Below are 21,346 nucleotides of genomic sequence, written 5' to 3'. Positions count from 1 at the left end.
CTTTCGCTTTTCTTATAGCTTTTCTGCTATACGAAGCTTTGCTGATCGCGCGCGATTGTTATGCACTAATTCCTCTTCAGATGGAAGAATTGGTTTCCGGGAGACTAGCTTTAATTCCGGTTTATACTCATCGGGAATGATAGGCAATCCCTTAGGCAATTGTGGGGTCTCGCTCGCCTTCTTAAAGGCAGCCTTACAAATTCGATCCTCAAGTGAATGGAAGGTGATGACACTAATTCGACCCTCAGGCTTTAGCAGGTCAATCGCTTGGTTCAAAGACTTTTCAAATACCGCTAATTCATCATTTACAGCTATTCTGACAGCTTGAAAAATTCTTTTCGCAGGATGTCCACCTTTTCTTCTCGCAGGTGCCGGAATCCCATCCTTAATCAATTCTACTAACTCGAACGTAGTTTCAATTGGATTTACTTCTCTCGCTGCCTCAATTTTACGAGCGATTTGTTTGGAGAATTTCTCCTCCCCGTAGCGAAAGAAGATACGGACTAAATCTTCATATGACCAATGATTAATCACGTCATAAGCGGAAACATCTGCATCATTGTCCATTCTCATGTCCAGTGGTGCATCATGATGATAGCTAAAACCCCTTTCAGGTGTATCCAGCTGTGGTGATGATACTCCTAAATCATATAAGACTCCATCTACATGATTAATTCCAAGACTCTCAAGTTCGTCTTTTAAATATAAGAAATTGCTTTTAATAATAACTAATTGGTCACCATATTCAGCTAATTTTTCCTTTGCATGTGCAATGGCTGTTTCATCTTGGTCAAATGCATATAATTTACCACCTGCCCCAAGCTTTGAAAGAATACGGGAACTATGACCCGCACCGCCCAATGTACAATCGACATAAATTCCATCTGGCTTAATATTTAGGCCGTCTACAGCTTCTTTTAACAATACAGTTGTGTGTTCAAACATTTCGTACCTTCCTTTTCCAATCGAACGATAATAACAAGAAAATATATTAATATAACTTTCCCATTATATATCAAAGCCAATCATATTTTCTGCAATTTCCGCAAAAGATTCTTCAGACTGTGTAAAATAATCTTCCCAAATCTGTTTGCTCCAAATTTCAATTCGATTGGAAACACCTAAGATTACGCATTCCTTTTCCAATTTTGCATATTGCAACAGTGGTGCAGGGATATTGATTCTTCCTTGCTTATCAAGTTCACTCTCTGTTGCACCTGAAAAGAAGAATCTTGTAAAGGCACGGGCGTCTTTTTTTGTCAGCGGCAGCCCTTTTAGCTTTTCTTCTATAAGCTCCCATTCTGAAACTGGGTAACCAAATAAACATTGATCCAATCCTCTAGTGATGATAAAAATGTCGCCAAGTTCATCTCGGAATTTGGAGGGCACAATCATACGGCCTTTAATATCAATGCTGTGATGGTATTCACCCATGAACATACCCGTTACCCCCACTTTCTATAAAAAATGTACCACATTCCCCCACTTTTCACCACCTATTTTTAAACAATTCGCTCCACTTTCTTGAAAATCCTTTTTTATTCGTAATTTTGGGCAAAAAAAAAACCTCACAACAAGTGTGAAGGTTTCCTATACTTTTAATACCTTATGACGGCCATCAAATTCAAAGGTCCCTGCCATTACCTTATTCATGAACGATAAACCATGTTTATTTAAATAATAAAATACATTCCATACTCGTTCTTGCGGAAATCCATCAGGCCGTAATGCCAGATCAATCCTGGCATATTTTTTTAAGAGGACATCGTGTTTCAACTTTACTGCATTTTCTAGTTTTGATTGCATGAAGCCAATCTCTTTTAATAAATAATTCTCGTTTTTCTTCAACATCGGCATGAGCGAACGATCTAGTTGCTCTGTTTTGGCTTCAATCAGTTTGTATTGATTTCCTAACTGCTCTATCGTCCGGGAGAATAATTCTGCTAATTCTTTGTCTTTAATTGCAGCCAAAAATTTTTCCTTTACCTGCTCGGTTCCATTTTTCAAGATCTCCATCAAATCCAGCTTCAATTCTGAAATATCTGTTTCCACTGAACGATCTAAAAAAGTAATATTCAAGCGTGGGACAATAGGCGGCATTTTTAGATGAAAATGCTCAAATACAAGCTTAAGTTCAGCCCAGTAAGCAATTTCACCAGGGCCTGCTATAAAAGCTATTGTCGGAAAAAGACATTCCTGCATGAGCGGACGTGTCACCACATTGTTACTTAATACAGCAGGATTTTCATCAGCCAGCACTAGTAATTCTTCTTTAGTAAAGGTAATAGCACCACTTTTTCCCACAAAGCAATCAATTTCACGATCATATTCTAGCAAAATTCGCTCATTTACTCTTTTATTATAATAGAAAAGGTTTGCCGCTTTCTCGTCTGCCTCAATGGTAATAGGGAAGCCATTTTCCGTTATTTGCTTTTGCTGCTCTAAAAGCGAGAAAGTGATCGCTTCGTGCTGAACAATTTGTTCTTTAAAGAAATCCTTTTGTATCTGGCGGAAATCCTTATTCCCCGAATCAACAATTAACAACCCGTAATCCTTGAAAAGTTCCATAATTATATTCGCAAAGAAATCGACAAAGGTGGGTGACTTAGTTATTTGTACTTCGGCAAATTCTAAAAGATTATTTGTGTGCTCTGTTTCACCAAAATTTTTTATCAAATTTTCTACCCATGAAAGACAGATATCCTTGTTTAATGTGATATCCGATACCATTTTCTTTTGATGGACTTTTTCGGGATATGTCCACTTATCTACTCTTCCTGCACAAGGTACAAAGATATGATTGACTTCCTGGAAATCATGATCCTCACCGGCAATCCAAAAAACAGGGATGATGGGGATTCCCAACTGTCTTTCTTTTTGCTCAGCTAATTTTATGATTGAGATGACTTTATGTATGGAATAAAGAGGTCCCGTCAGAATCCCAGCCTGTTGGCCGCCAATAACAACAGCACTATTATTTGCCTTCAACTTTTCAAGTGAATTCTTTACAGCATCTGAAGACGGAAAGCGCTCCATAAAACCCTCAATATGTGCAGCAACCTCTTTGCGCGGAAACGATCGGCTGCTAAGTTCAGCTATTCTTTTCATATCTTCTTGTTGATCATTAAAACGATAATGAAAAAAAGACTGGATTTCAACAGATTGTTCCAAATAATGTGATGCAAACCGGTTCGTTGCTGGTAACGAGAGATTTAAAATCTCCATTTATGTACTTCCTTTCTGATCACCCAAATTCATTCTTTTACGAGTATACCACTCCCCATCCAAATTTAAAAAAACTTCGACTTGTAATTATGTAAAAAACGTAAAAATAACGACTCGATGGATTAATCCATACAAAGTTAAGGTGATATACACGAGAAAAAAGAACAGAAAACTAAAGCGCCAAAAACCTTTCATTACCCTTCCTAGGATAATTTCTTCTTTTAGCTTCCAATGGACAAAAACAAAGACCATGGCAATCATGATCATGATAAGGATGATCATCCATAATAACGATTTCCCCCAAATGATAACGATTAAAAAGTGAACAGAAAAGATAAACAAGATGGTTGTGTAATCCAGTGCCAGATGTAAAGATCTACGTGAATTTCTTGTGATGAATTTAAGCATTAAAAAAACAAGAATAGTTCCTAAAAACGGTAATGTAAAGAAGACGGTTAAAAAAGCAGAAAGGATTGTGCTCATAAAGCGCCCTCCCTGTCAAGTTCTTTTCCCTTAATAAAATGATAAAGAAGACTCAATTGTGGTGCCTCTTTCTCCTGCTTTTCTGCTTCATCTAGTAAATAGCCTAAAATTGCATCAATTTCTGTTAAATTGTTTGCTTGCATATCTTTAAACATCGAGGACCGGTTATCTTCCGTATTTTTACAAATATCAATGACCAGACGCAAATATTCCTCCGGCTGCTCAAGGTTCAAAATAAAGGAAATTTCCGCAAAAACCTTCTGTACCGCTTGGAAATAGAAACGATTTTTGATTAAAACTCCATTTTTCACCTGAAGGAGTGCGGTTAAGGGGTTTATGACTGCATTAACAATTAATTTTTTTATCAACATTGGATAAAAGTCTTCATGTAACACCATTGGAAATTCTCCATTAAGTTCGGATACCAATTGCTGTAATGAAACGGCAGCACCTTTAAATACAGCCACATTCGTAACGCCGTTTCCATTATGGCTGACAGTAGTTGAATTTTCCTTTAGTGCTCCATGTTCCACAGATCCAACATAGAGATCATTTGCTCTTACACCCTCGAGAAGCTTTAAATGCCCCATTCCATTTTGTAAAAATAATAGGTGTTCTGGCACAGCCGATAACTGATTTATTTTCTCGATAATGGGTGGAAGCTGATATTGTTTCACTGCTATAATCGTAAAATTTTCTGTGCCCGTCCACATCCCGATTGGCTGCGCCCTGACCATCGTTACTCTCTCATTTCCCTCATTACGTAGTTTGATTCCATTTTTATTAATCTCTTGTGCTTGCTTAGATGTTCTCGTATATATCGTCACATCAAGAGCCCTGCTAATGTAGGATGCAAATAATAATCCTATTGAACCGGCTCCAATAATTCCAACTTTCATCATAATCCCTCGTTTTAAATTGTCTTTATTCGTTATTTTAGCAGATGCTGAAGACTTATTAGTAGGATTTTTCAAAAAAATAACCCCTTTCCGATAAAATCGAAAAGGGGGAAGCATGTTAAACTGGATAAACTGGATGCTTTCTGACACTGAAGGTTAATTCCTTTGTTTCATAGTAAGCAAATCGTTGAATAAGCACCTCTCTTAATTCTGACGGGGCGACAATTTCATCAACAATGAGCTCTGAAGCAAGTTTATAAATATCAATATGCTCTTTGTACTCTTTATGCTTTTCTTGAACAAAGGCGATTCTTTCTTTAGCGTCCGCAATTTCATTAATCTTATTAGAATAAACAGCATTTACAGCAGCCTCCGGACCCATGACTGCAATTTGGGCAGTTGGCAGAGCAATACAGCAATCAGGCTCAAATGCCGGACCTGCCATCGCATAAAGACCTGCACCATAAGCTTTTCTCACAATGACTGAGATTTTCGGTACGGTAGCAGAACTCATAGCGGCAATCAATTTTGCCCCGTGACGGATAATCCCGGCTCTTTCTACTTTCGTGCCTATCATAAAGCCTGGAACATCCGCTAAGAATAGTAAGGGAATATGGAAAGCATCGCAGAGCTGGATGAATTTTGCTGCTTTATCAGCGGAATCCACAAATAAAACACCGCCTTTTACCTTAGGTTGATTGGCAATAATTCCAACAGCTCTTCCATTGATTCTGGCTATTCCAGTAATTAATTCCGGTGCAAATAACTTCTTTATTTCATAAAAACTAGCATTATCCACAAGTCGATCAATACATTCAAACATATCAAATGGGGCATTTTGATTTTCAGGAATAATCGCTTCCAGTTCACGGCCATCCTTTGCTGCCACACCCTCAATCAATTTTGGCTTTTCCTTAAAACTTGCAGGAAAATAACTAATATATTTTTTTGCCGATTCAATGGCTTCTTCCTCACTGTAGGCCAATACATCTCCACAGCCGCTGATTGTACAGTGCATGCGGGCACCGCCCATTTCCTCAAGCGTTACCTTTTCGCCAATTACCTTTTCAGCCATCCGCGGTGAGCCCAAATACATCGATGCATTTTGATCGACCATAATAACCAAATCACAGAATGCCGGGATATATGCACCACCAGCGGCTGAAGGACCAAACAGAATACATACTTGTGGAATCATTCCTGATAGCTTCACTTGGTTATAGAAGATTTTCCCTGCTCCGCGGCGATTTGGAAACATTTCTACTTGATCAGTGATCCTCGCACCAGCAGAATCAACCAGATAAAATAAAGGGACCTTTAATTTTTCCGCCGTTTCTTGAATCCGGATGATCTTTTCAACCGTGCGAGCCCCCCATGAGCCAGCTTTAATTGTTGAATCATTGGCCATGACACAAACTGTCTGACCATTAATTTTACCAATACCTGTTACAACACCGTCTGCCGGCAGATCACCAGCCTGGAAGTTGGCAAATTTTCCATCTTCCTCATATTTCCCTTCATCAAATAATAATCTCAGGCGGTCTCGAACAAACAGCTTTTTTTGCTCTGTCAGCTTTTCATGATATTTTGGATGTCCGCCAGCCTCGATTTTTTTCCTATTTTCATTTAATTGGTCATTTAATGTATGAGTTGTTGCCATTATGCTCCTCCTCTCCGAAATACTACTCTAGTACAAGTAAAACATCGCCTTCATTGACGAAGTCACCGATGCTGACATTTACCTTCTGAACTAAACCCTCAACAGCACTTTCGATTGGAATTTCCATTTTCATTGATTCCAACATTAATACCTCTTGACCTGTGTTAACTTGGTCTCCAACTTGAGCAAAAATATTTAATACCGTCCCAGCCATTGATGCTGTAATTTCTTTCATAATTTTTACACTCCTTACTATTTCACTAAATTTTTTGTTAGAAAGCTTGTGGTGTACAATCCTTGTTGGAAATCTTGGTCTGCTAGAATATTCAAGAAAAGTGGTGCGTTAGTTTTAATACCTTCAATTTTCAACTTTTTAAAGAAGTTTTCTGCAGCAACTAATGCTTCCGCCCTAGTTGAACCGTGAAAAATACATTTGGCAATCATCGGATCATAATAGGGTGTCACTGTTCCGCCTTCTTCATATCCTGAATCAATTCTGACTCCATTATTTTCATTCCAATCAAACTTGGTAATTTTCCCCGGCGACGGTAAAAACCGGACAGGATCTTCAGCATAAAGGCGGAATTCTACGGCATTTCCGGTGGATACAATCTCAGATTGTAACAACGGTAATTTCTCGCCCCCAGCCACAAGTATTTGCCATTTAACTAAATCAAGTCCTGTAATCATTTCTGTCACAGGATGCTCCACTTGGAGTCGTGTATTCATTTCCAGAAAATAAAAGTCTTCATTTTCATCGACTATAAATTCAATCGTCCCAGCATTTGAATATTCGACAGCACGCGCGGCTTTGACAGCAGTTTCATACATTTTCTCCCTTACCGTATCAGATAGAAAAGGGGATGGTGATTCTTCGACAACTTTTTGGTGTCTTCTTTGAATGGAACAATCTCTTTCAAACAAATGAACCATATTCCCACTGTGGTCACCAAATATCTGAATTTCCACGTGCCTGCTACTTGCAATATATTTTTCAATGAAAACTTCATCTGAACCGAAATAGGCCATTGCTCTCGACTTTGTCGAATCATAGGACTTAACGAGCGCTTGCTCATTTTCACAAAGCACCATACCAATTCCGCCACCTCCGCCACTAGCTTTAAGCATAACAGGGTATCCTATTATCTCGGCAAGACCAAGAGCTTCTTCAATAGTTTTTAAGCCGCCACCACTGCCAGGAACAACGGGGACACCGGCTTTCTCCATTGTTTGCCGGGAAACAATTTTATCGCCCATTAATTCAATAGTCTCAGGCTTCGGACCGATAAAAATAATCCCTTCGTTGATGACTTTCCTAGCAAATGCTGCATTTTCAGATAAAAATCCATATCCGGGGTGGATGGCATCCACTTTTTCGTTTTTTGCTATTTCCAAAATTTTATCACTTTGTAAATAGGATTTGTTCACAGGTGATTCCCCTACATAAACAGCCTTTGTTGCCGCCTTTACAAAGGGCATTTCCTTATCAGCTTCAGAATAAATAGCAATTGTTTCAATCCCCATCACATGACAGGTTTTCATAATCCGATGGGCAATTTCTCCACGATTGGCAATTAAAATTTTTTGCACATTTTTTCCCCTTTCATACCCCTTTTGTTCCATCATAATTAAATTTCTACATCATTCCCCGAATTTCCTGCAAATTTTGAAAACGCTTTCGAAAGATATTTGAAGAATTTTTTATGGTTTTGTTATATAATGATAGTAATTCATTTTGAATAATGCGAAAATTGTTCCATTCATATTATTCAGATCCATAAGAATATATACAAAATGTTGAGATCATTATTTTTTGGAGGTTGACCATGAAAGCAAAAGTGGAAAAACTAAAAGTAAATTTCAAAACACTAGAAGAATTTAAAAAATTTAAAGAATATGGGATTCAGGAACTATCCATGCTTGAGGATCTTGAAGCAAATATGGTTGAGGATGATAGTGATTCTCCATTTTACGGGATTTATTTTGGGGACAAACTAGTAGCGCGAATGAGTTTATATCAAATTGATGCTAAATTTGACCGTTATTTCTATCCACCACAAAACTATTTAGAATTATGGAAGCTTGAGGTATTACCAGGCTATCAAGGTAAGGGATTTGGTAAAGTTCTTGTAGAATTTGCAAAAGGCTTGGGCCTCCCAATCAAGACAAACCCTAGAGTTCAATCCAGAGAATTCTGGGAACATATGGAGTTTTCTAACGTAGAGTATGATATGGAGCGTGACCGTGGAGAAAATCCACTAGTCTGGTATCCAGCAGGTGTGGAAGCCCAAAACCAATAACACGGAAAAAGCGGACAGAAGTGTCCGCTTTTCCTATTACTTCTCCACTCTTTCAAGGTTTCCGTTTTTGTCCATTTGGAATTTTACTTTTTGTTGTCGATCCTCATCATGAAGGACGACCATTTTCCTAGCCCGTTCCATAATTTCAATTAAAGAACGGTAGTCTTCCTCGATCGCCTTTAAATTTTTTGCCAGTCTTTCGTTTTCAGCTGCCAAGTAAAAAGCTTTTTTTTCCAACTCTTTGATTTTTTCAGTGGATTTGTTCCTATCCTCTTCAAAACTAGATGAGGCCTCTGCTTGTTTTTGGAGTCCTTCTAAGAAATGGATTACAGCGGGAAAGGTGATCGTACTCCCTTGTTCACATCCAGGGGGTGACTGGAGAACTTCCACAATTGCCTGCTCTTGAATAGGCTCACTTTCAACTGGAGCGTCTTGCTTCTTTAACTCCTTCCGCTGCTTCTTTGCAAGCTCTATTCCAGACTTATACTGCTTACGGACATATGAGTTCCAGCGGAAACCGCAGGCCGCGGAAGTTCTCGACAGCTGTTTACCTACCTCCTCAAATGCCTGCAGTTGTGTCCCGCCTTCACGAATATGCCTTAGGACAACTTCAGCAAGCAACAAATCTTCATCCTGGGACCATGCATCTTGTCTCGTAGGTGACATCAATCCATCCCTCCTAGTGTTTTTTATAATACATATGCTTCTACTAGAAAAGATAGACTGTTATTATGTGGTCTTTTACTCTTTATTCAATGTTTTTTTACTCACAAACGACTTTACGTAATCGTGATGGGCATCACTTTCCCAGAGGACTGAACAATTTCGAATCTCCTCCTCTATTCTTTCACGCAGCAAGGATTGCTCCCACTTTCTAATCCAGACTTTTTTATAGGATTGAAGAACACTTCCATCAATCTCTAACATCTTTTCCATGAATGCCTCGCACGCATGAAGAGAGTCGGTTTCAAAGAGGTCATTAAAAAAGCCCAGTTTTTTTAAGTCTTCTGCTTCCTTGAGTTCTGCCTCCATTAAAAGTTTCATCGCACTCGCAGTTGGAAGTTTTTCTGCTAGGATGGTGCCACCGCCCCAGCCTGTGGTGATTGCTTGCTTTCCCTGAATAAACCCTGCTTTAATTCCCTTTCGAGCTAAACGAAAATCGCAGGCAGCCGCAAGCTCACAACCTCCCCCAATGACCGTCCCATTAATAAGTGCAATGGTCGGAATTGGTAAGGTAAGGAGCGAGTAAAGAATGTTTGCCATCATCGAGAGCATAGGATACGCTTCTTCCTTGGTATGAAGGTTATGAAAAACGGATAAATCACCGCCGGAACAAAAGGCTTGTGACCCATCACCGGTTATGATAAGTGCCTTGATATCCGATTCAGAGGCTCTATTAACTGCCTCACGAAGGCCATTCATTACTTCATAATTAATGGCGTTTCTTTTTTCACTTCTTGTAATCGTAAATAATAAATAGCCCTTCTCACGTTTTTCGATGGTATAGGCCAAGCACTCTCACCCTTTTCATAACTATATTTTTAGAAACTCAGAAATCAATAGTATGTATAGAAACGATAAAAGCACAAGGACTATACTAGCTCCTTGTGCTTTCTATCCTTAACGGAAATTAGTCGTTCACAACTTCTTTTCCTTTGTATGTTCCGCAAGCTTTACATACGCGGTGAGCAAGTTTCATTTCACCACAGTTTGGGCAAGCTACCATACCAGGTACATTTAGTTTAAAATGAGTACGACGCTTTCTTTTTGCAGTTTTAGAAGTTCTTCTAAAAGGTACAGCCATTCTTCCCACCTCCTTAAAGAATATCAAGAAAGTAATGAAGGCCAGGAGTGCTGGTTCTTCACTTAGCTTCTTTGGTTTGCCGATTATGATTCGGAAGAATTGTTTTCGTCAAAAAACTTTGCAAGTCCTGCCAGACGCGGATCAATCTTTTTCGATTGACTTTCCTCATGAAGTACTTCCCAATCCTTACCGGACTGCGGAGCTGCATCTTCAGATTCTACATCCTCGCAAAACACTTGCATCGGAATCTCAAGTAAAAGGATTTCTCTAATGATTGGCATTAAATCAATCACATCACCATTTACTTGGTAAGCTTCCTCTCCACTTTCATAAACTGAACCTTGTAAGAGGAAAGTTTCAGTTGTTTCGACATTAATTGGGAGTTTTACATCCACTAAAGTACGAGAACAAGGAAGGATTAAATGACCTTCGATTTTTAAATGGAATGTCACTTTTGTTGAGTCGATATCTCCCCGACCAGTGATATGCATCGGTGAAACCTCGCGAATAGTCGCATCAATTTGTTTGATCTCATCCACACGAGTCGTCTCATCAATTAAAAATTCCTTGTTTCGATATTTTTGTAATTGACTTAATGTCCATTTCAATTGAATCACCCCAAGGCAACAAAGGTAATTATAGCCTTCGATAAAATTTTTGTCAATGTTTTTTCTTTACACCCCGTCAGGTGATGTTACAGTAACTAGAATTACTTAAAAGAGTTTTCCTTTATAGTGTATCCAGATAAGTCCAAGACAAACATCTTCAACATCTTATCACATTATTTGATTGGTTTCCTTAGAATTTTGCTATAATGTTAAAAAAGTTAAAAATCAAAGGGAGATTGTAAATGAATGCTGTTGGTGTAATTGTCGAATACAACCCTTTTCACAACGGACATGCCTTCCATTTAAAAGCATCGAAGGAAGCAGCAACGGCTGATGTTGTCATCGCCGTAATGAGCGGGAACTTTTTGCAGCGTGGGGAGCCAGCACTTGTTTCCAAATGGTCCCGTACGAAAATGGCGTTATTGAGTGGTGTCGACCTTGTCTTTGAACTTCCCTACCGCTTCGCTGTACACAAAGCGGAAACCTTTGCAAATGGGGCCGTGTCCATTCTAGATGCTGCCCGCTGCGAATCAGTCAGCTTCGGAAGTGAGAATGGAAATATCTCTGATTTTTATCAGACCATTGATTTTTTAAATGAGCAGAAACAACCATTTGATGAAAATATCCAGCAATACATGGATAAAGGTGTCAGTTATCCAAAAGCCGTATCGCTTGCATTTAAACTATTGGCTAACTCAGAAAATTACTTAGATTTAGCGAAACCGAACAACATCCTAGGACTTGAATACATAAAAGCGGTTAACAAACAAAAAAGCGGGATGCAACCGTTGACGGTGCCCCGAAAAAATGCTGATTATCATGATGAACATTTTGCCTCAGAAACGATCGCAAGTGCTACGAGTATCCGCAAGGCCATTTTCTCTAAATTAGATGGCAAAACGGAAATTGACCAATACGTACCTGAACCTACCAGGCAATTGTTAAAGGACTATCTTCAACGCTATCAAATTTTCCATCAATGGGAAAATTATTGGAGCTATCTGCAATTTCGTCTTCTCCATACGACCCCGGACGAACTTCGAGAAATTTATGAGATGGAGGAAGGACTTGAAAACAGGTTACAGGCTGCTGCCTTAGAGGCTGGGAGTTTTCAAGAATTTATGCAGAAAATAAAAACGAAACGGTATACATGGACGAGACTACAACGTCTGTGCGTTCATATTCTAACGAATACGAAAAAAACAGAATTGAAAAATCAACGAGAAACCGCCACCTATTTAAGACTATTAGGGATGACCAGCAATGGTAGAGAATATTTGAACAAGAATAAAAAGAATTTCAGCCTTCCTCTTGTTTCTAAGCTTTCTTCCTTTAAGGGAAATGAAATCCTCCTTGATGTTAGAGCAGCACGTGTGTATGCACTTGGCGTCCCTAATCAGCTGAAAAAGGAAATGATAAAGCGGGAATATTCACAGTCGCCCATTTATATTGAATAAAAAAGATGATGCGCTATGCATCATCTTTTTCTATTTCTTAGGTAGTTGTTCTAGATATTGAACGGCCTCATCAAATGTATCAATTGGTACTATTTTCATTTTCGTGTTAATTTCGTTTGCTGTTTTTAATGCATCCTTGTAGTTTGATTTTTTTGCCCCTTTTTCATTTGGAGCTAAGAAAATTTCCGCACCCGCCTTGTCAGCCGCAACAATCTTTTGTTCTATCCCACCGATAGGCCCTACATTTCCCGCCCCGTCAATCGTCCCTGTTCCGGCTATTTGGTACCCTTTAGTTAAGTCTTCACTTGTTAATTGGTTATATATTTCCAAAGAAAACATTAATCCGGCAGACGGTCCGCCAATTTCATCCGTCTTTACCTTTACCTTAGGCTCAACCAAAATTTCTTTATCGTCCACTAATGAAATACCAATACCTATTTTTGTAGGATCTTCTTTAAATGGCTGTAGACTTAAGATGGCTGTCTGTGTTTTTTTATTTCTTGAATATGTTAGCGTGACCTTATCCCCGACACGTTTTTGACCAACATAATCAATAAATTTCTCTGAAGAAGGAAATTGATGTCCATCTACTTTATAAATTCGATCACCTGCATGAAGTTTTCCTTCCGCAGGCATTCCCGGAACCACCTGGACAACATAAATACCTTTATATTTATATTGAACAGGCAATCCCGCTTTACGGTAGGCAACCTCAATAGCATTTAATTTCGAACCTGCCATTAGATGGAGCTGTCTAGCATTGTATTCTTCCTCGGTTTCCTTTTTGTATAATATCATTTCTAAAGGATAAATTTCTTCATATTTTCGCAGCTTTGCTTCTAAATAGGAATAAATATTGGCTCTACCCATTCTAACCGTTGTCAACATGAAATTCCCTTCATCCTTGTAGCCTTCCTCAACCGAAATGATGGGCGCTAGTTCTTTAGCCATTCCTGGTTTTGATACATAGTATGGCAAGGAATAATACATTCCGCCTATAAGAATAAGAGCTATTAATAGTAAAGATCCTAAATAAATTTTTTTACGCATGGCTAGTGCTCACCCTTCCATTGTTCAATAACGGTTTCAATTTGCCGTATATGCTTTTTTGTTTCTTCCCTTCCGGCATTAATGATTTCCTCATGATGTGTAAAGGCCCGTGAGCTATACATTTCAACAGGAGGACGGATCATCACATCTGCAGAATTTTCTCGATTGTTGATGATTTCTGTTTGCATAATATCAATGCTCTGCATAATGACATCGTAAATGGTGGTTATTTCAGCATTCCGTTTCACTCGCGAAACATCCACCGCGATGACAATATCCGCCCCCATTTCTTTGGCAACTGAAATAGGAACACGGTCTGTTACCCCGCCATCCACTAACATTCTTCCATTATATTTTTCCGGCACAAAAATACCAGGGATGGAGATACTTGCTCGTACCGCTTCTGCAACTGGCCCCTTTTTAAAAATGACTTTTTCTCCTGTCAATAAATCAGTTGCCACAATGCTGATTGGTAAAGTTAGATCTTCAATATTTTTCCCGTGGGTAAAAACCCTGATAAACTCTTTGATTTTTTTACCGGAGATTAACCCCATTTTAGGAACAGTAAAATCTAAAAAGTATTTCCTTTTAAAAGCGGTTGATAGTTTATATAACCGATCCAAATCAATCCCAGCACCGTAAAAGCCGGCCACAAGCGCACCCATACTGCTGCCAGCAATCAAATGAATCGGAATTCCTGCTTCAGTCAATGCCATTATGACACCTAAATGAGCAAACCCGCGCGCACCACCGGAACCAAGTGCCAAGCCTATTTTTGGGTGCTCCATATCGCTTGACCTCCTAATAATTACTGAATAGAAATCTCGTTCAATCTTATGGTCTAAATTCATGTTCTATGAGTATATTTGAATTAAATAGGGACAAGGGTTGGCGTTTTTCACTTTTAGAATACTCTCTATTTTAGCATTGATAATATTGAATTGCACAGTTATAGCAATCTGTCCGAAGGAGGTCCCTTCATTGTTTCGGTCAAAATTAAAAACAATCGTTCTTTCTGTTTCTGTCACGATTTTAGCGGCTTCGCTAATTTCCTTTCCACAAGTATCGTTTGAAGCCTCGATCCGCGGCCTTAATATGTGGTGGAAAATTGTCTTTCCTTCCCTCTTGCCTTTTTTTATTGTCTCCGAGATGTTGATAGGCTTTGGTGTAGTTAAGTTCATTGGTGTTATACTAGAACCCTTCATGAGACCTCTTTTTAAAGTTCCCGGCGTGGGCGGGTTTGTATTAGCAATGGGCATGGCCTCCGGATTTCCGGCAGGAGCGAAGTTTACCGCAAGATTACGCCAAGAAGGGCAATTAACCCAAATTGAGGCAGAAAGGCTTGTTTCCTTTACCAATTCCTCAAATCCGTTATTTATCTTTGGGGCTGTATCAGTGGGATTCTTTCATAATCCTAATTTAGGAATTCTCCTGGCATTAGCCCATTATTTGGGGAATATCTCCGTTGGGATTATCATGCGTTTTTATGGAAATGAATCTCCGGACAAAACCACTGAAAAAGGGAAAAAATTCAAAATAAAAGCAGCTTTATCTGCCTTACATCAAACTAGATTAAAAGATAATCGACCAATAGGGAAACTTCTTGGCGATGCTGTCAATTCTTCGATTCAAACCTTATTAATGGTGGGCGGATTCATTATAGTGTTTTCAGTAGTAAATAAACTTCTTTATCATTTACATATAACGGCAGCACTTGGTAGGTTCGTGGAAATTGTCCTAGCATTTTTATCATTTCCGGAAAAATTAAGTATCCCGCTAATATCTGGGCTATTTGAAATAACACTGGGAAGTGACCTGACCAGCCATGTTGGAACTGCAACACTTCTTCAACAGGCAGTGATCGTCAGTTTTATTTTAGCTTTTAGCGGTTTTAGTGTCCAAGCACAGGTCGCCAGTATCCTTGCCCAAACAGATATTAGATTTAAACCCTTTTTTATTGCGAGAATTTTCCATGGTATTTTCGCCAGTTTTTTTGCACTTATTCTGTGGAAACCAATTTATGTACATTTTACTAACAAAGAACAGCCATCAAACGCATTGCCAGTTGGTTGGTTTTTCGAAGAAGGTTCATGGACGAACCATTTTTATCATAAAATCATGGAGATGGGACCGCTCATAACCATCTGTTCTTTGTTTTTGTATATCCTAATCTTGTTTACCAGGTTAAAAAAGAGCTAGGCACGTGCCCAGCTCTTTTACAGTTTAAACTTTTTGTGAAGTTCTTTTTCCACAATAGGTGGAACAAGTGAGGAAATATCGCCATTATACTTCGCTACTTCTTTTACAATACTTGAGCTTAAGAAAGAATATTGGTTGTTTGTCATGATAAAAAAGGTTTCGATATCGTCATTTAACACCCTGTTCATCGAGGTAATTTGCATTTCATACTCAAAGTCCGAAACCGCTCGTAAGCCTCGTAAAATCGCATTTGCCTTAACCTCTTTAGCGTAATCAACTAATAAACCAGAATGTTCATCAACCTTTACATTTGAAAGATCTTTAGTTACTGCTTTTATTAGATTAATTCGCTCCTCAACGCTGAATAATGGATTTTTTGATGAATTATTCATCACACTCACATAGACCATATCGAATACTTTTGCACCTCTTCTAATGATATCTAAATGGCCATATGTAATTGGATCAAAACTCCCTGGACAGACGGCTATTCCAACCAACCTAATTCCCCCTTACTTTCTGCATTTCGCGAATAAATCGTCACAGCAATCATTCCATACACTTCATGTTTTATTTCTGTGAATCTTCCAACCGTTTGTGGCAATTCCACATCAAAGCTATGCTCACAAACAATAATCCCACCTGTTTGTACCAAGTCTTGTTGATCCATCTTTTCCATTAAATGAACAAGCTGCTGTTTTTTGTATGGCGGATCTAAAAATATGTAATCAAAACAGACTTCCCTTTTTACTAGAGCTTTTAAGGCCCTATCAGCATCATTACGAAAAACTTCGGATTTCTCCTCAAATTTACAAGCTTTAATATTATCATGGATCACTTGAATTGCTCTTGCCTCACGGTCAATAAAAATGACCTTCTCTAATCCCCTGCTCAGAGCTTCTAAGCCTAACCCACCGCTGCCTGCAAATAAATCCAACCCTATCCCCCCATCAAAATAAGGACCAATCATATTAAATAAGGCTTCTTTCACTTTATCCGTCGTCGGACGAGTTGTATTTCCTGGAACAGCTTTAAGAGGTCTCCCCTTACAAATACCCGAAACTACTCTCATGGACCTATCACCACATTTTAACAGAATTATATTGGACTTTGAGAAATGTCCAGCCTTCGGCGCTAATAAACAGGCGCCTTATGCTTTTTTTACCATCCTATCATAATTTATAAAAAGTAGACAATCCGTTCTAGCATTTCTTTTTATCATGATACCTGGTTAGCAAAAACAGCCCGGATGGAAAAATTATTAAATAGACGTATAACCTTTTGCGTAGTGGAAATAATGTAAGTAACAACATCAATTCGAGGATGTTGTTGCCAACCGCGGAGAAGACTTACGTTTCCCCATAAGTTCTTCCTCCGGTTTCTCCTCTCCCTTTGCCTTCTATCCTTTAATTAGGATGTAGAAGGACCCTGCAGAAAATTCTGCAGGGTTTTTTTTATAACCAATACCCAAATTAATAGGTGAGGGTTCCAAAATCCCCTCACCTATTTAAATTCCCATTTTATAGTCATATTCCTTTGCCTTATCCGGGGCTGAATTTTCATACTCCATTCTTAAAAATGGCTTATATGAAGGTTCTACTTTCTTAACAAATGAAAAAGAATTTAACTTTTCCATTATTCCCTCTATCTCTTCTTGATTACAATATAAGACAACATATTTAAGCTTTTTAGACACAAAATGAACATTTCCAAATCGTCTTAACATCTTAGCTTGTTTTAAAGAATATAGCCAAACAACTAATCCCTGTCTCTGAACAAACATACTTTTTTCCCCTTCAGCAAAACCATCATTTTACATTAGTCTAGCACATTAAAACAACCCTTTTCAATTCATAATAAAAAAAATCAGCTAGTTAGGAAGCTGATTTTTTTCATCCGCACCCACAGCTGCCGCCAGTGCCACAACCGCTCCCGTGGCCATTATCAAAAAATGGGTTCCCACTCGGTACCTTGATGTGTTCTGATACTGCATTTCCGACCAGTCTGCTGATTTGATCTAAAAGATCTTGTAATTCATTTTCAGCCACCTTGAACTCGGCAACGAGAGGATCTAAATCCATTTCCCGTTTATACTCACGAATTTTCATCATGACCTTTTTATAATCAGGATGATATTTTCCGAAGCGTTGAACCTCTTCATAAAGTTCCTTAAGGTTGGCAAATTGTTTTATCTTTCTTTGTGTTTCTTTGTTATGTTGCATTTTATATAAACATATTTGGTATTGTTCCGCAATATCGGACTCTAATACCATCTTAGCTAAACCTTCTGCATTTTCCAATAATTCAATTCTTTCAATAGTAGCAAGCACTGTGCCCACCTCCAATGCCATTTTACCATGAAAGTATATGGAATGCTAAATATTCTACCTATCAAGGGATATTTACCATAAATTCTTTTGCTAATCCGTAAGGTTCATTTGTAAGTTTTACCACTTCAAGTTTTACTTTATGTTCCCCAGGAGAAAGGCCCTTAATAATAAACGCTGCTGAAGTTACCTCAGTATTCCTTTTCCCATCAACCCAAACAACCATTTTCCCAGTCTTTTTCCGAGAATGGTCGGATTCCCTGAAACTAATTCCATTAACAATGCATTCAACTAAAAGTTGATTTCCTTTTATCTTATGCTGTACAAATAATGATGGAATCTCCCTTGAATTTTGATTATAAACAGGGATTAAATTGACATCTGAATGACTCGACCGGTCAATAGAGATAACTTTTGGTTTTGTTTCTGGTTTTGGCAAATCTTTTTGGCATCCAGAAACAATTCCCGATAGCAGGATTAGTAGAATATAAAATCGTATAATCATCTTCAACCTTATCACTCCTTATTTAGGTATTGTTCGCCTCCATTTACCTTTTTAGTCGTATTCTAATCGCAAAAAAAAGAGCCACATATAAAATGAATGTGGTCTTTTGTCACCCTTGAGTCTTCATTGCTTGAAACATATGATACATCATGGAGGCCATTTGAACACTATTAGAAAACTTTTCGACTTGATCAGGAATAGTCTTTTTATAATAATGTAAGGAGGCAATTTCAAGCGACTGTAAATCATAGGGATTTCTTGATAGTTTTCGATACCATTGTGGCTGCTCCCGAACAAATTGCTTTAGGTCCTTCTGGCGTTCTATATAATCTAGTACATCTCTTCGCATAATTTATTATTCCCCTCCATTAGTCTTTTCGAAATCCAAAAGGATGCTTCGGCCCCTCCGGTGGCTTACTTGATCCCGGGGCAGAATTTCCACCTTGGAATTGGGAAATAACACCCTGGATTGCCCCTAATGCCTGACTTAAATTATTAATATGATTTTGCATCTGATTTGGGTCCATCTTTTTGACCATCCCCATAATATTTGCCATCCAATCTCCCTTGGATTCTTTATTTGGTTCAGTGTCAGTGCTTTTTTCAGTACCTATCACTTCCCAGCGTTGATCCTCTTCCCCTAATAAATACCAATCCTCATATAGCTCTTGCCAGGTCGCCTTCCCATCCCGAACCTCTTTAATGATTTTCGGATTACTTTTGACAAATTCTTTGAATTTGAGCACGGAAGGGTGCAATTTTTTTTGCGTCATGTTTCTCACCTCAGCCCATAATAATCGCCAATAATACAATATGTAGGAAAAGATGAAATGTGAAACATCAAATCTGAGTGAAATGATTTATTATTATCTTTCTAAGTGGTAAGATGTCAGAAGATAATGTAGTGAAAGAGGTAGTAGTATGAAAGACGAATTGCGTCGATTATTAGAAACATGTCTCGAAACCGGATCAGAAACAGACCTTCAGGCCATTGCCACCCTATTAGAAGGTGTCCAAAGAAAAATTAAACGAAACAGGAATACCTTTATTGATGGCCTTCTACATATGGAAAGAAGTTTTGACCAAAATTCCTGCGAAATTACTATTCCGATTAATCCAATTATTAATAATGACCTTAGTATTGTCCACGGCGGGATTACAGCGACCGTTCTTGATTCGGCCATGGGTGTCATGGCTTATCAACAGCTTCCGGAAGGATTTGCCGCAGTAACCAATCAGCTTAATATTCATTATATTGCACCAGGTATTGGTGATTCACTTCGTTGCAAAGCCGAAATCATTCATCAAGGCAGTAAAACGATGGTTATCTCCGGGGAGGTATACCGTAGTGATGGGAAAAAAATCGCCTATGCAACAGGAACCTTTTTTATCATTAAAAAATAATGTAAGGGGCGTTTAATCAAAATGGTTACCGCCATCGTTATTCCTATCATTTGCCTGTATTTTTACTGGCTGACAAGAAAAGAGATGAAAGAACAGGATGTGAAATGGCTTAATGTTGGTAATATCCCGCATGAGGCCGTCATTACAGGAGAAATTAAAGATATTGTGGAGGAGAGACAGCGCTTTTATTATCATCGCTACATTTTTGTACAAACACTTAAACTGCAAACTGAAGCAAAAATAATCAACGCAAAAATGATCACTCCAATTAAGAAAAACGTCAAAGCTGATTCTTTCATCATCGGTGATGTCATTCGAGTTTATGGAAGCTGGGAAGGCAGCACCATTTTATTTAATCATTACGAAAAGAAGAAAATCACGAACAATGAAAAAAGGTGACATCGTCACCTTTTTTCATTGTTCGCTTTTTGAATAAAATCTTGCGTATAAAACTTTTGATAGACCCCAACACCTAGATGGGAATAATCCTTATTTAATAACTTATCTCTGTGACCTTTACTGTTGAGCCAACCTTCAACTACTCCAGGGGCATCCGTATATTTTGCGGCAATATTTTCTCCGGCAGTCTGATAAGCTATTTTTGCTGCTTTTAATCGATTGGTTAGATCACCAAATTTTTTAGATGTATGGGAAAAGTCGTCATTTTCTGCCATATCCTTACTATGCCCATAGGCCGCTTCAGCGATTGCGTCATCCCAGATTAACGGTTTTAATTTGTTCCTTACCCGTAATACATTGGTGATATCAAATATTTCCTGTGCCACCCCATTTTCTATTAGCTTCCACGCTTCCTCAGATGGTCCTTCCACCTGTGGTAACTCCCCGCTATAAGCAAGTTCATATGGACGTTGTTTAATAAGTGTTTCAGCGTTTAGAAAGCGCACACTTGATAAATTCCCGGTAATCCTGTCAATGTAGAGCTGGACATAAAGATCTCCTAATTTAACCATCGGTCGAAGATTTAAATCATTATCATTCAATTCAAATCGGTAGGAATTTCCATTTACCACTAGATTAATATTTGTATCAAAGTATTGTGTATTAAAAATTTCCTCAACTGGCTGTCCAATTTCAAAGGGAGCAACATCCAGCGTTTCGCCAATTGCAAAAATAGTCACAACCCGATTACTTTCAACCCCAACCTGTATATACCGGTTATAGTTCTGTTTATATACATACCATTGATAGCCATACAATGATTCATCAATTCTGTCAGGAGTTCCAAATTCCTTTTCTAGGACAGAAACGTCTTGTCCAATCAATAATGCTACCCCTTCTTTTGGTTTATCGAAAGAGGCTTTATTCCCTTCAGGATTTTCAAGCCCTTGAGGCAATGATTGTTTCATTTCCAAGGTCGGATCCTCTTTGATCAAAACATTATCATCATTTTTTTCATTTATGCTA

The 21,346-nt window shown here is 38.5% G+C and carries 27 protein-coding genes; 5 read left to right on the top strand and 22 right to left on the bottom strand.

What is annotated here, in order from left to right; genetic code table 11:
- Positions 1 to 12: 12 nt before the first annotated feature.
- From rsmH to G6554_RS01035, 8 genes are all read right to left on the bottom strand, one after another.
- Positions 13 to 945 carry a 16S rRNA (cytosine(1402)-N(4))-methyltransferase RsmH gene (gene rsmH, locus G6554_RS01070; RefSeq protein WP_166237858.1) on the bottom strand — a complete coding sequence of 311 codons (933 nt, stop codon included), beginning with the start codon at positions 943 to 945 and terminating at the stop codon, positions 13 to 15.
- A gap of 63 nt (positions 946 to 1,008) precedes the next feature.
- Positions 1,009 to 1,440: a division/cell wall cluster transcriptional repressor MraZ gene (gene mraZ, locus G6554_RS01065; protein WP_166237856.1), complete on the bottom strand. Its 432-nt coding sequence runs from the start codon at positions 1,438 to 1,440 to the stop codon at positions 1,009 to 1,011.
- 150 nt (positions 1,441 to 1,590) lie between these two features.
- The gene (gene bshC, locus G6554_RS01060; RefSeq protein ID WP_166237854.1) at positions 1,591 to 3,225 is read right to left on the bottom strand and encodes a bacillithiol biosynthesis cysteine-adding enzyme BshC; all 1,635 of its coding nucleotides are present in this window, start codon (positions 3,223 to 3,225) and stop codon (positions 1,591 to 1,593) included.
- 87 nt (positions 3,226 to 3,312) lie between these two features.
- Positions 3,313 to 3,708, bottom strand: coding sequence for a DUF3397 domain-containing protein (locus G6554_RS01055; protein ID WP_166237852.1), 396 nt, complete (start codon positions 3,706 to 3,708; stop codon positions 3,313 to 3,315).
- Positions 3,705 to 4,682, bottom strand: coding sequence for a 2-dehydropantoate 2-reductase (locus tag G6554_RS01050; protein ID WP_242637727.1), 978 nt, complete (start codon positions 4,680 to 4,682; stop codon positions 3,705 to 3,707). Before G6554_RS01050 ends, G6554_RS01055 begins: the two co-directional genes overlap by 4 nt.
- A gap of 43 nt (positions 4,683 to 4,725) precedes the next feature.
- The gene (locus G6554_RS01045; RefSeq protein ID WP_166237849.1) at positions 4,726 to 6,267 is read right to left on the bottom strand and encodes an acyl-CoA carboxylase subunit beta; all 1,542 of its coding nucleotides are present in this window, start codon (positions 6,265 to 6,267) and stop codon (positions 4,726 to 4,728) included.
- 22 nt (positions 6,268 to 6,289) lie between these two features.
- Positions 6,290 to 6,502, bottom strand: coding sequence for an acetyl-CoA carboxylase biotin carboxyl carrier protein subunit (locus G6554_RS01040; protein WP_166237847.1), 213 nt, complete (start codon positions 6,500 to 6,502; stop codon positions 6,290 to 6,292).
- Positions 6,503 to 6,519: 17 nt separating this feature from the next.
- Positions 6,520 to 7,857 carry an acetyl-CoA carboxylase biotin carboxylase subunit gene (locus tag G6554_RS01035; protein WP_166237845.1) on the bottom strand — a complete coding sequence of 446 codons (1,338 nt, stop codon included), beginning with the start codon at positions 7,855 to 7,857 and terminating at the stop codon, positions 6,520 to 6,522.
- Between the two features lie 236 nt (positions 7,858 to 8,093).
- Between G6554_RS01035 and G6554_RS01030 the strand changes: the two genes are divergently transcribed.
- A complete protein-coding gene (locus G6554_RS01030; protein ID WP_166237843.1) occupies positions 8,094 to 8,567 on the top strand; it encodes an N-acetyltransferase in 474 nt (157 codons plus the stop codon).
- A 36-nt stretch (positions 8,568 to 8,603) separates the two neighbouring features.
- On the opposite strand, the gene G6554_RS01025 is transcribed toward G6554_RS01030, so the two are convergent.
- The 4 genes from G6554_RS01025 to G6554_RS01010 all read right to left on the bottom strand — a co-directional run bounded on the left by G6554_RS01025 (position 8,604) and on the right by G6554_RS01010 (position 10,979).
- Positions 8,604 to 9,233, bottom strand: coding sequence for an RsfA family transcriptional regulator (locus tag G6554_RS01025; protein WP_166237842.1), 630 nt, complete (start codon positions 9,231 to 9,233; stop codon positions 8,604 to 8,606).
- Between the two features lie 75 nt (positions 9,234 to 9,308).
- On the bottom strand, positions 9,309 to 10,079 hold the full coding sequence (locus G6554_RS01020; protein WP_166237841.1) for an enoyl-CoA hydratase/isomerase family protein: 771 nt from the start codon (positions 10,077 to 10,079) through the stop codon (positions 9,309 to 9,311).
- 118 nt (positions 10,080 to 10,197) lie between these two features.
- Positions 10,198 to 10,371, bottom strand: a complete 174-nt coding sequence (gene rpmF, locus G6554_RS01015) for a 50S ribosomal protein L32 (RefSeq protein WP_007086250.1) — start codon at positions 10,369 to 10,371, stop codon at positions 10,198 to 10,200.
- Positions 10,372 to 10,454: 83 nt separating this feature from the next.
- Positions 10,455 to 10,979 (bottom strand): YceD family protein, encoded by a 525-nt coding sequence (locus G6554_RS01010; protein ID WP_166237840.1) that lies wholly within the window; start codon positions 10,977 to 10,979, stop codon positions 10,455 to 10,457.
- 242 nt (positions 10,980 to 11,221) lie between these two features.
- Between G6554_RS01010 and G6554_RS01005 the strand changes: the two genes are divergently transcribed.
- Entirely contained in the window at positions 11,222 to 12,436 is a 1,215-nt protein-coding gene (locus tag G6554_RS01005) for a nucleotidyltransferase (RefSeq protein WP_166237839.1), read from the top strand.
- A gap of 30 nt (positions 12,437 to 12,466) precedes the next feature.
- On the opposite strand, the gene G6554_RS01000 is transcribed toward G6554_RS01005, so the two are convergent.
- Entirely contained in the window at positions 12,467 to 13,486 is a 1,020-nt protein-coding gene (locus tag G6554_RS01000; protein WP_166237838.1) for a SepM family pheromone-processing serine protease, read from the bottom strand.
- A gap of 2 nt (positions 13,487 to 13,488) precedes the next feature.
- On the bottom strand, positions 13,489 to 14,274 hold the full coding sequence (locus tag G6554_RS00995; RefSeq protein WP_166237837.1) for a patatin-like phospholipase family protein: 786 nt from the start codon (positions 14,272 to 14,274) through the stop codon (positions 13,489 to 13,491).
- A gap of 193 nt (positions 14,275 to 14,467) precedes the next feature.
- Between G6554_RS00995 and ylbJ the strand changes: the two genes are divergently transcribed.
- On the top strand, positions 14,468 to 15,685 hold the full coding sequence (gene ylbJ / locus G6554_RS00990; RefSeq protein ID WP_166237836.1) for a sporulation integral membrane protein YlbJ: 1,218 nt from the start codon (positions 14,468 to 14,470) through the stop codon (positions 15,683 to 15,685).
- A gap of 17 nt (positions 15,686 to 15,702) precedes the next feature.
- Here the strand turns inward: ylbJ and coaD are convergent, their stop codons facing one another.
- From coaD to G6554_RS00955, 7 genes are all read right to left on the bottom strand, one after another.
- Positions 15,703 to 16,185, bottom strand: coding sequence for a pantetheine-phosphate adenylyltransferase (gene coaD, locus G6554_RS00985; RefSeq protein WP_166237835.1), 483 nt, complete (start codon positions 16,183 to 16,185; stop codon positions 15,703 to 15,705).
- Complete coding sequence (rsmD, locus tag G6554_RS00980; RefSeq protein WP_166237834.1) at positions 16,173 to 16,757, bottom strand: 16S rRNA (guanine(966)-N(2))-methyltransferase RsmD; 585 nt, start codon at positions 16,755 to 16,757, stop codon at positions 16,173 to 16,175. The genes coaD and rsmD overlap by 13 nt, the downstream gene beginning before the upstream one ends.
- A 435-nt stretch (positions 16,758 to 17,192) precedes the next feature.
- The gene (locus G6554_RS00975; protein ID WP_166237833.1) at positions 17,193 to 17,468 is read right to left on the bottom strand and encodes a YlbG family protein; all 276 of its coding nucleotides are present in this window, start codon (positions 17,466 to 17,468) and stop codon (positions 17,193 to 17,195) included.
- A gap of 109 nt (positions 17,469 to 17,577) precedes the next feature.
- Positions 17,578 to 18,015 carry a YlbF family regulator gene (locus tag G6554_RS00970; protein ID WP_166237832.1) on the bottom strand — a complete coding sequence of 146 codons (438 nt, stop codon included), beginning with the start codon at positions 18,013 to 18,015 and terminating at the stop codon, positions 17,578 to 17,580.
- Between the two features lie 61 nt (positions 18,016 to 18,076).
- Positions 18,077 to 18,523: a hypothetical protein gene (locus G6554_RS00965; protein WP_481747887.1), complete on the bottom strand. Its 447-nt coding sequence runs from the start codon at positions 18,521 to 18,523 to the stop codon at positions 18,077 to 18,079.
- A gap of 103 nt (positions 18,524 to 18,626) precedes the next feature.
- Positions 18,627 to 18,866: a YlbE-like family protein gene (locus tag G6554_RS00960; RefSeq protein ID WP_166237831.1), complete on the bottom strand. Its 240-nt coding sequence runs from the start codon at positions 18,864 to 18,866 to the stop codon at positions 18,627 to 18,629.
- A 19-nt stretch (positions 18,867 to 18,885) separates the two neighbouring features.
- Positions 18,886 to 19,290, bottom strand: a complete 405-nt coding sequence (locus G6554_RS00955; RefSeq protein ID WP_166237829.1) for a YlbD family protein — start codon at positions 19,288 to 19,290, stop codon at positions 18,886 to 18,888.
- Positions 19,291 to 19,438: 148 nt separating this feature from the next.
- Between G6554_RS00955 and G6554_RS00950 the strand changes: the two genes are divergently transcribed.
- Positions 19,439 to 19,921, top strand: coding sequence for a PaaI family thioesterase (locus G6554_RS00950; RefSeq protein WP_166237827.1), 483 nt, complete (start codon positions 19,439 to 19,441; stop codon positions 19,919 to 19,921).
- A gap of 21 nt (positions 19,922 to 19,942) precedes the next feature.
- Entirely contained in the window at positions 19,943 to 20,320 is a 378-nt protein-coding gene (locus G6554_RS00945) for a hypothetical protein (RefSeq protein ID WP_166237825.1), read from the top strand.
- Positions 20,321 to 20,325: 5 nt separating this feature from the next.
- Here G6554_RS00945 and G6554_RS00940 read toward each other — a convergent pair whose 3' ends face one another.
- Positions 20,326 to 21,288 carry a CAP domain-containing protein gene (locus G6554_RS00940; RefSeq protein ID WP_242637731.1) on the bottom strand — a complete coding sequence of 321 codons (963 nt, stop codon included), beginning with the start codon at positions 21,286 to 21,288 and terminating at the stop codon, positions 20,326 to 20,328.
- Positions 21,289 to 21,346: the final 58 nt, after the last annotated feature.

This window comes from Bacillus sp. MM2020_4 (assembly GCF_011250555.1).
Taxonomy (GTDB): Bacteria; Bacillota; Bacilli; order Bacillales; family Cytobacillaceae; genus Neobacillus.
The sequence above is the reverse complement of the archived record's forward strand: the minus strand, read 5'-3'. Positions and strand labels throughout refer to the sequence as shown.